Below are 15,409 nucleotides of genomic sequence, written 5' to 3'. Positions count from 1 at the left end.
CTCATTACCGGGTGCTGTTCTGCGTGGGCAGTTTCGGCGTAGGTGAGAGGTGAAGTACCGGAAATGGCAAGGGATCGTCGTTCCGCACGGGGTAGTCGTCGCCGAGTCGGACTACTCTTCGGGAATTTGCTCACGGCCGCGGTGGAATCCGCGGCCGGTGCCGTCGCCATCCGGTTCGATCCGTCGGGCGATCGGTCCGACGAACGCCAGCTGACCTATCGCGAACTCGACGAGCTGTCATCGCGGTTGGCACGCGAACTCATCGCCCACCGGGTGGGTGCCGGTGACGTGGTGGCGATCGGCATCGCGCGCAGCATCGAATCGGTGCTGGCCGTGTGGGCGGTCGCGAAGACCGGCGCGGCGTATGTGCCGGTGGATCCCGGGTATCCGCCGGAGCGGATCGCGCACATCCTCTCGGATTCGGGCGCGGTGCTCGGGCTGACCACCACCGCACACCGGCCGGTGCTCGGTACGAGTGTGGACTGGGTCGAACTCGATGATCCGGTGCGGGCCGGGCGCATTGCCGAGCAGCCGGGACATCCGATCTCCTACACCGACCGGGTCCGTCCGCTGGACGAGCGGCACCCGGCCTACGTCATCTACACCTCGGGATCGACCGGACGACCCAAGGGCGTCGTCGTCTCGCACAGCGGCTTGGCCGGGCTGGTGGCCGCGCAGCGCGAGCGTTACGGGGTGACCGGGGAGTCGCGGGTCCTGCACGTCTGCTCGCCGAACTTCGACGTATCCGTGCTCGAGCTGTTGCTCACCTTTTCCGCAGGCGCGACATTGGTGATCGCGCCGCCCACCGTGTTCGGCGGCTTCGAACTGTCCGAGCTGCTGCGGCGTGAGCGCGTCACGCACATGCTCATCACGCCTGCTGCCCTGGAATCGGTGGACCCGGCGGGTCTGGACGATCTGCGGGTCGTCGTGGTGGCCGGTGACAAGTTCGGGTCCGAGTTGGTCGGCCGCTGGGCGGGCGAACGCGAGTTCTACAACGGCTACGGGCCCACCGAGGCGACGATTCTCGCCACCGGCACCCCGCCCCTGGTGCCCGGCGAGCCCATCACTATCGGCACGGCCATCGCGGGAGTCGCCGCCTTCGTGCTGGATTCTCGGTTGCGCCCGGTGCCCGCCGGGGTGACCGGCGAGCTGTACCTGTCGGGTCCCGCGCTGGCGCAGGGCTACCTCGGGCGGCCGGGGCTGACCGCGGACCGGTTCGTGGCGAGCCCGTTCGGCGCCGATATCGGCAACCCGGGCGCGCGGCTGTACCGCACCGGAGACTTGGTGCGGCGTACCGAATCCGACGGCGCGGAGGGTGGCGCCATCGAGTACCTGGGTCGCTCGGACTTCCAGGTGAAGATCCGCGGCTTCCGCATCGAACTCGGCGAGATCGACAACGCGCTGACCAGCCACCCGGATATCGACTTCGCGGCGACACTGGGCAAGACGCTGCCGTCGGGGGCGACCGCGCTGGTGGCCTATGTGCTGCCGGCTAGGGGACGGCAGCCGGCGGAGCCGGCGGGGTGGGCGAACACAGCCGGGGCCGAGGTGGACACCGACGTGCTCGCGGATTTCCTGGGGGAGTCGCTGCCCGCGTACATGATTCCGGCGGCCTTCGTGGTGCTGGACGAGATCCCGTTGACCTCGGTCGGCAAGCTCGACCGCGCGGTACTGCCCGAGCCGGTCTTCGCCACCCGTGCGTTCCGTGCGGCGGAGACGCCGGTCGAGGAGATCATCGCCGAGGTATTCGCCGAGTTGCTCGGCGTCGAGCGCGTCGGTCGCGACGACTCGTTCTTCGGATTGGGTGGCGATTCGATCCTGTCGATCCAACTGGTCTCGCGGGCCAAAGCGCGCGGTGTCGTATTTACCGCCGCGGCGGTGTTCGAACATCGCACGGTCGCGGCATTGGCCGAGATCGCCACGTCGGCCGATGCGGTGGAGCAGCAGCGGCTGGCGGAACTGCCCGGTGGTGGGGTCGGCGAGCTGCCGTTGCTGCCGATCATGGCGGCGATGCTGCCGGATGACTCGTCGTATCAGCGGTTCTCGCAGTCGATGGCGCTGCGGCTGCCCGACGGCATCGATCAGGAGACTCTGGTCGCGACCATCGGTGCGGTCGTCGACCACCACGACATGCTGCGCGCTCGGTTGCGCGAAGCCACATCGGACACTGCCCGGATCTTCGAGGCGTTGGAGCTCGGCGCGGTGGATGTCGATGCGCTGGTGCATCGGGTCGAGTTGCCCGCCGATATCGATGATGCGGAGTTGTCGCGCCGGGCGAGTGTCGAGTACGACGCGGCGCTGGGCCGACTCGATCCGGCGAATGCGGTGATGGTGCAGTGCGTCTGGTTCGCGTTCCCGCAGGGCGGTCGCCGTCGTGATGTATTGCTGGTCGTCGCGCACCACATCGTGGTCGACGGGGTGTCCTGGCGGATTCTGATCCCGGATCTGGCAATGGCTTGGTCCCAACTCGCGGCGGGGCAGCCGGTGGCGTTGCCCGCCAACGGAACATCGTTGCGGCGCTGGGCGCACGCGCTGCGCGATGCGGCGCACGATCCGGCGCGCATCACGGAACTGCCGTTCTGGCAACAGGTTTCGGGTACCGAAGACCCATTGTTCGGTGCGCGTGCGTTCGATCCGGCGGTGGATACCTTCGCCACCGTCGATCGTGTCGAGGTGACGGTGCCCGCCGAGGTGACCAATGCGCTGCTGACCGCGATCCCGGACCGGTATCGCGGTGGTGTCAACGACGGCCTGCTTTCGGCGTTGGCGCTGGCGGTGAGCAAGTGGCGTGGCGAAATCGTGGGCGGTACCGCGCTGGTCAAGCTGGAAGGCCATGGGCGCGAAGAAGGGCTCGTCCCCGGCGCGGATCTGTCCAGGACCGTCGGCTGGTTTACCAGTGCGTTCCCGGTCCGGCTCGATCTCGCGGGCGCCGATCTCGCCGACGCGTTCGCGGGCGGAAAAGCCATGGGCGACATCGTGAAATCGGTGAAGGAACAGCTGCTCGCGGTCCCCGACAAGGGGCTCGGCTACGGCCTGCTGCGCTACCTGAACCCCGAGACCGCCACGCAACTGGGCGATGTCACCCAGATCAGCTTCAACTATCTGGGTCGGATGTCGACGGGGGAGATTCCGGCGCAGCTCAGTGAGCTGGGGTGGGTGCCGGTCGCGGATCTGGGGCAGCTGGATGCCGAGATGGACCCGGATATGCCCGCCAACGGCGTGATCGACATCAACGCGATCGTCACCGACGGCGCGGACGGTCCGCAGCTGAGTGCGTCGTTCGCCTTTCCGAGCGGGCTGTTGTCGCGGGAGCGAGCGCAGGAGTTCGCGGATCTGTGGGTCGCCGCGCTGCACGCGCTGGCCGCGCACGCGCAGCGGCCCGATGCCGGTGGCCGGACGCCGTCGGATCTGCCGCTGATCACGGTCGGTCAGTCGGATATCGAAGTGTGGGAACGGGATTACCCAGGGCTGTCGGATGTGTGGCCGCTCGCGCCATTGCAGTCCGGGCTGCTGTTCCACGCGTTGCTCACCGAGTCGAGCGTCGATGTCTACACCACCCAAACTGTCGTGGACCTGAGTGGCGAAGTGGAGGTCGAGCGACTGCGGGCGGCGGCGCAGGCCATTCTGGACCGCTACCCGAACTTGCGGACCGCCTTCGTCGCCGGCGCCGACGGCCGCGCCGTGCAGATAGTCCTGGACCAGGTCGAAATGCCATGGCGTTCGGTGGATTTGACGCAGCTGACCGAGTCCGAGCGGTTGGCGGAATTGACACGGCAGGTCGCGCTGGAGCGCGAAACCCGCTTCGACATGTCGGTGGCGCCGCTGATTCGGTTTACCTTGTACCGCACCGAGCAACAACAGTGGCATCTGGTGGTCACCTCCCACCACATCCTGCTCGACGGCTGGTCGATGCCGCTGCTGATGCGAGATGTACTGGTGCTGTACGCGGTTCGTGGCGACCTGTCCGCGCTGGGGCGAGTGCCGTCCTATCGCAACTTCCTGAGCTGGCTGGCGGGCCGGGATCGGGCGGATTCGGAGCGGGCATGGGCGCAGGCGCTGTCCGGTGTGGACGAGCCGACTCAGCTCGCGCCCCATCAGCGCACGGCAGAAAGCCACGATCTCGGCAAGGTGGTCACCGAGATCGACGCCGACCGCACCCGCCGGATCGCCGGGCGGGCCGCTGAACTCGGCGTCACCGTGAATACCCTGGTGCAGGCGGCCCTCGGCATCCTGCTCGGGCGGCTCACCGGTCGCGATGATGTGGTGTTCGGCACCACTGTGTCCGGCCGTCCGGCCGAGCTGCCCGGCGTCGAGTCGATGGTGGGCTTGTTCATCAATACGCTGCCGGTGCGCGTGCGGATCGACGGCGGGCTGGCGGTCGGCGAGTTCTTGCAGTCGCTGCAGCGCGAGCAGGCGGCGCTGCTCGACCACCACTATCTGGGTCTCACCGATATCCAGCGGATCGCCGGTGCCGGAGCTCAATTCGACACCCTGCTGGTTTTCGAGTCGTACCCGATCGACCGGGACGCGATCACCGCGGCCAGTTCCATCGACGGTATGTCGGTGACCGGTGTCGGCACCAGCGACGATACGCACTACCCGTTGACGGTGCTGGTGACCGCGACCTCGACGATCGAGCTGACGTACAAGTATCAGGGCGAACGGTTCCGCGCCGATGAGGTGGAATCCCTTGCCGCACGGCTGAACCGGGTGCTGGAGGCACTGCTCGGTGCGCCAACGGGCCGGGTCGGCGATATCGACATCATGCTGAACGACGCCGAGCGGGATCGAATTCTGCTGGACTGGAACAACACCCGGCATCCGGTCGAACCGGAGCTGCTGCTGGACGGCTACCGCCGAGCGGTGCAGGCGCATCCGGATCGGGTCGCGGTGGTCTACGAGGGCGCCGAGCTCGCCCACCCGTCGCCCGACCACCACCCCTCAACGAGTCGCTCCGCGACGCTGGCCCACCCGTCGCCCGACCACCACCCCTCAACGAGTCGCTCCGCGACGCTTACTTATCGGGAACTCGACGAGCGGGTGAATCGCCTGGCCCGCCTGCTGATCTCGCAGGGTGTCGGCGCGGAATCGCTGGTCGGCCTCGCGGTCCGGCGCTCGCTGGATCTGGTCGTCGGCATGTACGCGGTCCTCACCGCGGGCGGTGCGTACGTGCCCGTGGACCCGGATCATCCGGTCGAGCGCGTCGAGCACGTGCTGACCGCCGCGCGGCCGGTGTGCGTGCTCACCACGACCGCGGACGCCGTGCCGGTGCCGGACGGAATTCCGGTGCTGCACATCGACACCGCGGATCTGGACGGATTCGCCGGTACCCCGCTGGAGGCCGGGGAGCTGCTGCGGCCGGTGCGCCCGGAGAGCCTGGCGTATGTGCTGTTCACCTCCGGCTCCACCGGACGGCCCAAGGGCGTCGCGGTCTCGCACCGGGCGATCGGCAACCATCTCGCCTGGATGCAGTCCCGATATCCGCTGCATGCCGACGACGTGTACCTGCAGAAGGCTGCCTTCACCTTCGATGCCTCGATGTGGGGCTACTTCATTCCGCTGCGGGTCGGCGCCAAGCTGCTGATGGCCACGCCCGACGGCCATCGCGACGCCACCTACATCGCGGAAACCATTGCGGCGCACCAGGTTACCGTCACCGACTTCGTACCGTCGATGCTCGCGGTGTTCGCCGCCCACACGCCCGCCGGTGCGATTGCGACGCTGCGGCACATCATCGTCGGTGGCGAGCTGCTGCCCGCGGAGACCGTGGCCGCGGTGCGAGCGGTCTGCGACGCGTCGGTGCTCAACGTGTACGGGCCGACCGAGACCGCGGTCGCCGTCACCACCTGGCTTGCGACCGGCGACGATCAGGGCGGTCTGCCGATCGGATCGCCGGTCTGGAACAGCCGCCTGTACGTGCTGGATTCCCGTCTGCGGCCGGTGCCCGCCGGGGTCACCGGTGAGCTCTACCTCGTCGGTGATCAGCTGGCCCGCAGCTATCTCGGGCGCGCGGATCTGACCGCGGAACGGTTCGTGGCCAACCCGTTCGGAACGGGCGAGCGGATGTACCGGACCGGCGACCTGGTGGCCTGGAGTGCGCCGAGTGTCCTGAAATACCTGGGCCGCACCGACTTCCAGGTAAAACTGCGCGGACAGCGTATCGAACTCGGCGATATCGAGGCAGCGCTGCTGGCGCAGCCGTCGGTGAGCCAGGCGGCCGTCCTGGTGGTGCCAACGGAGCTCGGCGACCAACTGGTGGCCTACGCGGTCCCCGTGCCCGGCGCGCACCTCGAGTTGGAGCCGTTGCGTGCCGAGCTGGCGGGCACACTGCCCGCGTACATGGTTCCGGCCACGATCGTGGAGCTTGCCGAGTTCCCGATCAACACCAGCGGCAAGCTGGACCGCAAGGCGTTGCCGCGGCCGAGCCTGTCCGGCCGGGAATTCCGCGCGCCGTCCACCCCGTTCGAGGAGATCGTGGCCGGCGTATTCGCCGAGGTGCTCGGTGTGGACCGGGTGGGCGCCGATGACGATTTCTTCACCCTGGGTGGCAACTCGCTGGTCGCCACGCAGGTCGTGGCCCGGCTGAGTGCGGCGTTGGACGCGCGGGTGCCGGTGCGCACGCTGTTCGACGCGCCGGTGGTCGCCGACCTGGCGACGCGTATCGTGCCGGATGCCGCGAACGCGGATCGGCCGCCGTTGACGCGGGCCGTACGACCGGAGCGCATCCCGCTGTCGCTGGCACAGCATCGGATGTGGGTGCTCAACCAGGTCGATACCGAATCCCCGTCCTACAACCTGCCATTTGCCATCCGGCTCACGGGCACCCTGGACGTGCCCGCACTGCGCGCTGCCGTCGCGGATGTTCTGGAGCGACACGAAGCGCTGCGCACCAGGTTCCCGGTCGATGGCCCGGACGCGACGCCGCGCCAGGAGATCCTGTCCGTGGCCGAAACGCTGCCGAACGGACTGGAGGTCGAGACGACCGCCGATCCGGACCGGGTCGCGGCACTCTTGTCCGCCGGATTCGATGTCACCGAACATCCGCCCGTGCGCATCCGGTTGTTCTCCGATCCGGCCCGCGACGAGCATCTGCTCGTCCTTGTCACGCATCACATTTCGGCGGACGGCGTCTCGCTGGCACCGCTGGCGCGGGATCTGGCGACCGCCTATCTCGCGCGCACCGCGGGGACCGCACCGGGTTGGGCTCCGTTACCGGTGCAGTACGCCGATTTCGCGCTCTGGCAGCGCGAAGTCATCGGCACCGAGGACGACGAGAACTCCATTGCCGCACAGCAATTGGCGTATTGGCGGCGACAGCTGGCCGGTGTGATCGAAACCGCGCGACTGCCGCTGGACCGTCCGCGTCCGGCGCAGCCATCGTTGCACGGTGGCTCGACCGATATCGCCGTGCCCGCGCAGGTCCACGCTGCTTTGGCCGACCTTGCGCGCCAGCACAATGCGTCGCTGTTCATGGTCGTGCACGCCGCGCTGGCCGCGTTGCTCGCGCGGCTGTCCGGCGGCTCGGATATCGCGATCGGCACGCCGATCGCGGGTCGCGGTTCAGCCGAACTGGACGATCTGGTCGGCATGTTCGTCAATACCTTGACCCTGCGCACCGATGTCGATCGCGGCGCACCGTTCACGGCATTCGTCGAACAGGTCCGCGAAACCGACCTGTCCGCCTTCGCCAATGCGGAGATCCCGTTCGAGCGGGTGGTCGAAGAGGTGCTGCCCGCCCGCGCCGTCTCGGCTAATCCGCTGTTCCAGGTGATGCTGTCGTTCCAGAACATCGAGCAGCCGACACTGGAGTTGCCCGATCTGACGGTCTCGGCCGTCGATACCGGTGAGATCGTCGCGAAATTCGACCTGCAGGTGATCGTCGAGCCGCGGCAGCGTGCGGATGGCACGCCGGACGAGCTGGTGATCGGCTTCGCCTATGCGACAGACGTTTTCGAGGAAGCCACCATCCATGGCCTCGGCCGACGATTTGAGCGGATCCTCGCTGCGGTCGCCGCCGATGCACAGGTGATCGTCGGAGCCATCGACATCCTCGACGCCGCGGAACGGGACCGGGCACTCGCTGCTCCTGTTCGGACCGCCGAGCCGAGTCCGACCGAAGAGGTCACGCTGCTGCCGCAGCTGTTGGCCGATGCGGTGGACAGCAATCCGGACGGTGTCGCGGTGGTCTTCGCCGACGCCACGGAGCAGCTGGCCGAATGGGAGTATGTCGACCTCGACGAGCGCTCGAGCAGGCTGGCGCGACTGCTGATCGACCGTGGCATCGGCCCGGAGGATCTGGTCGCGATCGGCATTCCGCGCTCGGCGGATTCCGTGCTCGCGGTGTGGGCGATCGCCAAGACCGGTGCCGGATTCGTCCCGGTGGATCCCAACTATCCCGCCGAGCGGGTCCGGCATATGATCGCGGATTCGCATGCGGTACTGGGACTTACGGTCACCGAGGTCGGTGCCGGCCTGCCCGACGAGGTGCCGTGGCTGACCATCGATACCGGCGATATCGATCGGCGGCTCGACGATTACAGCGCCGAACCGGTGACGGACGCGGATCGGTTGCGGCCATTGCGCGCCGCGCATCCGGCCTACGTCATCTACACCTCCGGATCGACGGGCAAGCCCAAGGGCGTGGTCGTCACGCAGGCCGGACTGTCGAGCTTCTGCGAGGAACAGCGCGAGCGTTACCGGGTGACGAGCAGTTCACGCACCCTGCATTTCGCCTCGCCGTCGTTCGACGCGTCGGTGCTGGAACTGCTGCTGGCGATCGGCGGCGCCGCGACCATGGTGGTGGCCGCGCCGACTGTCTACGGCGGCGAGGAACTGGCCGCCCTGCTGCGCCGGGAGCGGGTGACGCATGCGTTCATCACCCCTGCGGCGCTGGCGTCCGTCGACCCGACGGGTCTGGACAAGCTGCGCGTCGTGATCGCCGGTGGCGAGGCATGCCCGCCGGAGCTGGTGCGGCGCTGGACGATTCCGATCGCCGGACGGCGCACCCGCGAGTTCTACAACGGGTACGGCCCGACCGAGACCACGATCATGACCAATATCAGCGCGCCGATGGTGCCGGGGGAGACCGTCACCATCGGCGGGCCGATCCGTGGCATCACCGAGTTCGTCTTGGACGAGCGACTGTCCCCGGTGCCGGACCGAGCCGTTGGCGAGCTCTACATCACCGGCGCACAGGTGGCACGCGGATACCATGAGCGGCCCGCGCTGACCGCCGCCCGGTTCGTGGCGAATCCGTTCGATCGCGATGGCGACCGGCTCTACCGGACCGGCGATCTGGTCCGGCGGACGGTCGACGGTGCGCTGGAGTATCTGGGGCGCAATGACTTCCAGGTCAAGGTACGCGGATTCCGCATCGAACTCGGCGAAATCGACGCGGTCCTGGCGGCGCACGAAACCGTCGACTTCGCGGTCACCATCGGACACGAAATCACTGATGGCGCAACCATTCTCGTCTCCTATGTGCATGCCGCCACCGGTATGGCGGCCGACGCCGAGGAACTCACCGCGTTCGCCGCGAGCAGCCTGCCCGCGCATATGGTGCCCACCACGGTCATGGTGCTCGACGAGATTCCGCTGACCCCGGTCGGTAAACTCGACCGTGCCGCATTGCCCGCTCCCGTGCTGCACACCAGGGAATACCGGGCGCCGTCCGGGCCTTGGGAGGAGACGGTTGCGGGCGTATTCACCGAATTGCTCGGTCCCGCGACGCCGGTCGGCGCCGATGACGACTTCTTCGAACTGGGTGGCAACTCGCTGATCGCCACCCGGGTGGCGGCGCGCATCGGGGCCGCATTCGATATCCGTGTCCCGGTCCGCCTGCTCTTCGAGGCGTCTACGGTGGCCGCGCTCGCGGCACGGCTGAGCGAGAGCTCGGCCGGCAGCAGCCGTCCGGCGCTGACCGCAGGTCCGCGGCCGGAGCGGATTCCGTTGTCGCTGGCGCAGCAGGGGATGTGGTTCCTCAACCGCTTGGACACCGCGTCGGTGGCCTACAACGTGCCGATGGCGGTGCGTTTGAGCGGTGCCATCGATGTGGCGGCGCTGCGGGCGGCGATCGAGGATCTGGTGACCCGCCACGAAATCCTGCGCACGGTGTACCCCTTCGCCGAGGCGGTTCCGGGGGAGGTCGAGGCGGCGCCGGTGCAGGTGATTCTGCCTGCGTCGCAGGCGGTTCCGGAGCTGCGGATCCAGACCATCGACCCGTCCGACGTCGCGGAGCAGGTCGTCGAACTGGCGCGGACGGTCTTCGATCTCACCACCGAGGTGCCCCTCCGGGTCACTCTGTTCGACCTCGGCGCGGCTGCGGCGCACCCGGAACGCTCCGATGCCGGGCGCGAATACGTGCTGGCGATGGTGGTGCACCATATTGCCGCCGACGGCTCGTCGATCAGTCCGTTGGCGCGGGATCTCATGACCGCGTACGCGGCACGCTGCGCCGGATCGGCTCCGGCCTGGGCGCCGCTGGCGGTGCAGTACGCCGACTACAGCATCTGGCAGCGCAATGTGCTCGGCAACGGGGATGATCCCGAATCGTTGGCGGCCGAGCAGATCGCCTACTGGCGCCAGGCATTGGCCGGCTTGCCGGATCAGCTCGACCTGCCCTCGGATCGGCCGCGTCCGCTGGCGCGGTCCTACGCCGGTCGTCGGGTATTGGTGCAGATCGATGCCGAAACGCACAGTGCGCTGGTCGAATTGGCACGGGCCCAGGGTGCGACCTTGTTCATGGTCGTGCATACGGCACTGGCCGTGCTGCTGGCGCGATCGTCGGGAACCGACGATATCGCGATCGGTGGGCCGGTCGCCGGCCGCGGCGAGGCAGTACTCGACGACCTGATCGGCATGTTCATCAACACCCTGGTGTTCCGCACGCGATACGACGCGGGTGCGAACTTCACCGAACTGCTCGCTCGCCAGCGTGAGACCGATATCCAGGCGTTCGCGAACGCGGACGTGCCGTTCGAACGGCTGGTCGACGTGCTGAATCCGGTGCGCTCGACCACCCGGCATCCGCTGTACCAGGTGGCGCTGTCGTTCCAGAATCTGGACATCGTCGCCTTGGAACTGCCGGATCTGACCGTCACTAGCCTGGACATCGGCATCGAGATATCGCAGTTCGATCTGCATTGGATGGTGGGCGATACCTACGATGCGGCGGGCACCCCGACCGGCATCGGCGGCATGGTCACCTACGCCGCCGATATGTTCGACCACGCCACCGTGCAGCAGTTGGTGGACCGGTTCGTCCGCCTGCTCACCGTGATCGCCGGTGATCCCGGCGCGGTGCTCGGTGACATCGATCTGATCGATGCCGCCGAACGCGGGCAGTTGCTCACCGATGCGGTCGATACGGCGCACCCGGTGTCCAGCGATTTCCTGCTGAACGGTTACCGTCGCGCCGTCGCCGCGGCACCGGATGCGGTGGCCGTCGTGCACGACACCACCGCCTGGACCTATCGCGAATTCGATGAGCGGGTCAACCGCCTGGCCCGATACCTGATCGCGCAGGGGATCGGCCCCGAATCCGTAGTGGCGCTGTGGATGCCGCGTTCGCCGGAGCTGGTGGCCGCGATGTACGCGGTGCTGACCGCGGGCGGGGCGTACCTGCCCCTGGACCGCAGCCATCCAGTCGGCCGCATCACGTATGTTCTGGAGACGGCCGAGCCGGTCTGTGTGCTGACGACGAACGGTAGCCCGGTACCCGTTTCCGGGGTGCGGGTCATCGATGTCGATGCCCTGGACCTGTCGGAATACTCCGCCGAGCCCGTCGGCACCGGCGAGTTGCGCGCACCGCTGCGCCCGGAACACCCGGCGTATGTGCTGTTCACCTCCGGGTCGACGGGTCGGCCCAAGGGCGTGATGGTGTCCCACGGCGCGATTGCCAACCAGATCGAATGGATGGCGGCGCAGTATTCGTTCGGGCCCGATGATGTCTACCTGCAGAAGACGGCGACCACGTTCGACGTATCGCTGTGGGGCTTCTTCGTACCACTGTCGGTGGGCGCGCGATTGGTGCTGGCCGCACCGGGCGGTCAACGCGATCCGGGCTACATTGCCGAGCTGATCGCCACCCACCGGGTGACGCTCACCGATTTCGTCCCCTCCGTGCTGCAGGTATTCCTGGCCGCCGCCAGCGCCGAGCAGTTGGCGTCCTTGCGTGCGGTCTTCGCCATCGGCGAGGCGCTGCCGCCGAGTACCGTCGCCGAGTTCGCCGCACTGTCGAATGCCGGACTGCACAACCTGTACGGACCCACCGAAGCGGCCGTGTCGGTGACCTATCGGCCCGCGTCCACCAGCGATAAGGCGACGGTGCCGATCGGTGTGGCGCAGTGGAATACGCGCACCTACGTCCTCGATACCCGGCTGCACCTCGTGCCGGCCGGTGTCGTCGGCGAATTGTATTTGGCGGGAAGCCAATTGGCGCGCGGCTACCTCGGGCGCACGGACCTGACCTCGGATCGGTTCGTCGCCGACCCGTACGGGCCGGCGGCTGCCCGCATGTACCGGACCGGTGACCTGGTGCGCCGCCGCGCCGACGGCGTGCTGGAGTATCTGGGGCGGGCCGACTTCCAGGCGAAGATTCGTGGCCACCGGATCGAGTTGGGTGAGATCGAGGTCGCGCTGCTGGCCGAGCCGTGCGTCGCCCAGGCCGCGGTCGTGGTGTCGGCGTCGGAGATCGGCGACCAGTTGGCCGCCTACGTGGTGCCGACAACCGAAGTCGAAGCCGATGCGCTGCGTGAGTCGTTGGCGCAGGTGCTGCCGTTGTACATGGTCCCCTCGGCCATCATGGTGCTCGAATCCTTCCCGATGAACAGCAGCGGAAAGCTGGACCGTGCCGCATTGCCGCGGCCGGTCTTCCGGGCCCGCGATTTCGTGGCACCGGCGACCGTGACCGAACAGGCGGTCGCCGAGGTATTCGGGGAGGTACTCGGTGCCGCCCGGGTGGGCGCCGAGGACGATTTCTTCGATCTCGGCGGCACTTCGCTGCTGGCGTTCACGCTGCAGCGCGCCCTCACCGCCCGGCTCGGTATCGACGTGCCGATGGCGGCACTGTTCACCGCGCCCACCGTGCGCGGCCTGGCCGCCCGCCTCGACAATCCGTACGAGCCCGCGGTGGTCCCGGTCGACGACACCCCGACGATTGCCGCCGACGCCGTGCTGGAGCCGGAGATCGGTGGCGCGGGTCTCGCGCCGGCGCCTTCCGAACCGCCACGGGATGTGCTGCTCACCGGTGCGACCGGATTCGTCGGCGCGCACCTGCTCCGGGAACTGCTGGCCAGCACCCGGGCATCGGTGTGGTGCCTGGTGCGCGCCAACGATGACGAGCAGGCGTACAAGCGGATTCAGGATGCCCTGCAGCAGTACCGGATCTGGGACGACGCCTACCGGACGCGGATCATCGCTGTCGCGGGCGATCTCGGCGCGCCCCGCTTCGGGCTGCGCCAGTCCGACTATGCCCGGCTGGCCGAGCAGATCGCGGCGATCTACCACAATGGCGCTCGCGTCAACCACATCGAGCCGTACGCACGGCTGCGCGCGGCCAATGTGTCGGGTACCCGTGAGGTGTTGACCCTGGCGACCACCACCCGGATCAAATCCGTGCATTTCGTCTCCACCGTCAACACCGTGATTCCGGCCGTTACCGCACCGGATTTCATCGGCCGCGAGAACGCTGAACTGAGCGTTGACGAGGTGTCGGCGAACGGATATGTGGCGAGCAAATGGGTTGCCGAGCAACTGGTCCGGCAGGCAGGCGCACGCGGTGTGCCGGTCAGCATCTACCGTCCCGGCATCGTCTGCGGCGATCCGCGGCAGGGTGTGAACAGTGTCGACGACTCGTTCTGGAATATGATCCGGGCGGCCGCCATCCTCGGGCTCGCCCCCGACATCGGCGACGCCACAATGTCGCTGGTACCGGTGAACTACGTGGCCTCGGCCATTGTGGCGCTGGCCGACCGGCCCGCGATCGGCACGGCGTACCACCTGGTGAATTCGCGGCCGGTGGTCATCCGCGACATATTCGAGGCCATGCGCAGGCAAGGGATACCGGTCGCGATCGCCTCGGTGGAGGAGATCGCGACCAAGCTGGCCGAGCAGGCCGCGGCGCGTGATGCGGCGGGCGACGACTCCCTGGTGCGCGCGGCCTTGGTCAGCGGAAACTACGGCGGTGTTTCGGCACCCGTCGACGACACCTACACCCGCAACGAGCTCGCCAAGCAACAAATCCACTGCCCACCGATCGATGCGGCCGCGTTGGACGCCTACGTCGGATCCTTCATCGACTCGGGCTTCTTCCCCGCGCCGAGCAATGACGGCATACCGGAGGACCTCGCCGAATGCCGATGAGGTGGCGCGTCGTGGAATCATTCACCCAGCCGTTCGAAAGGAAAATATGACCGCCGCAGCCCAGCCACGCCCCGCCGCCGCCTCGGGCACCTTCGCCCTCGGCGGTGACCTGCCGGTCCAGCGCCTGGGCTACGGCACGATGCAGCTCCCTGGGCCTGGAGTGTGGGGCGACCCGAAGGACCCGGATGAGGCCGTGCGCGTACTTCGTCGCGCCGTCGAGCTCGGTATCACCCTCATCGACACCGCGGATTCCTACGGTCCGTTCGTCAGCGAAACACTCATCCGCCAGGCGCTGCACCCGTATCCCGACGACCTGGTGATCGCGACCAAAGGCGGGCTGGCCCGGCCGCGTCCCGGTGAGTGGATTCCGGTCGGCCGCCCCGAATATCTGCGCCAGCAGCTCGAACTGAGCCTGCGCCATCTCGGCGTCGATCGCATCGATCTGTATCAGCTGCACCGGATCGACCCGCAGGTGCCGCTCGCCGACCAACTCGGTGAGCTGGCGTTGCTGCAGCAAGAGGGCAAGATCCGCCACATCGGTCTGTCCGAGGTGACCGTCGCCCAGCTCGTCAAGGCCCGCAAGATCGCCGATATCGTCTCGGTACAGAACCAGTACAACCTCGTCAACCGCAGCGCGGAGGACGTACTCGACTACGCCGAGGCGAACAACATCGCCTTCATTCCCTGGTTCCCCATGGCCACCGGTGATCTCGCCCGCCCCGGTGGTCCACTGGACACCCTCGCGCGCACCGATGCCAGCCCGTCCCAGCTCGCGCTGGCCTGGCTGCTGCGGCGCTCGCCGGTCATCCTGCCCATTCCCGGCACCTCCAGCGTGGCGCATCTGGAGGAGAACACCGCCGCTGCCACCATCACGCTCTCCGACGACGAATACGCCGCCCTGTCCGCGGTGAGTTCGCCGCCCGCGGCGGGGGGCACGGGTGGTTGGCGTTCCCTGCTGCCGAAATTGTCCCGCGGCTGATGAAATGCCCGGTCCCCGGTCGAACAGGGCCGGGGACCCGAGAGTTGGATCGGCAACGCCGGCAGCTGA

The 15,409-nt window shown here is 68.0% G+C and carries 2 protein-coding genes; both read left to right on the top strand.

Annotated features, from left to right (window positions below):
• The first annotated feature begins 126 nt into the window (after positions 1-126).
• Positions 127-14,361 carry an amino acid adenylation domain-containing protein gene (locus OG874_RS22665; RefSeq protein WP_330257130.1) on the top strand — a complete coding sequence of 4,745 codons (14,235 nt, stop codon included), beginning with the start codon at positions 127-129 and terminating at the stop codon, positions 14,359-14,361.
• A 46-nt stretch (positions 14,362-14,407) separates the two neighbouring features.
• Positions 14,408-15,340, top strand: a complete 933-nt coding sequence (locus tag OG874_RS22660) for an aldo/keto reductase (protein ID WP_330257129.1) — start codon at positions 14,408-14,410, stop codon at positions 15,338-15,340.
• Positions 15,341-15,409: the final 69 nt, after the last annotated feature.

Origin of the sequence: Nocardia sp. NBC_00565 (assembly GCF_036345915.1) — a bacterium.
Classification (GTDB): Bacteria; Actinomycetota; Actinomycetes; order Mycobacteriales; family Mycobacteriaceae; genus Nocardia.
This window is presented reverse-complemented; position numbering and strand designations above follow the sequence as displayed.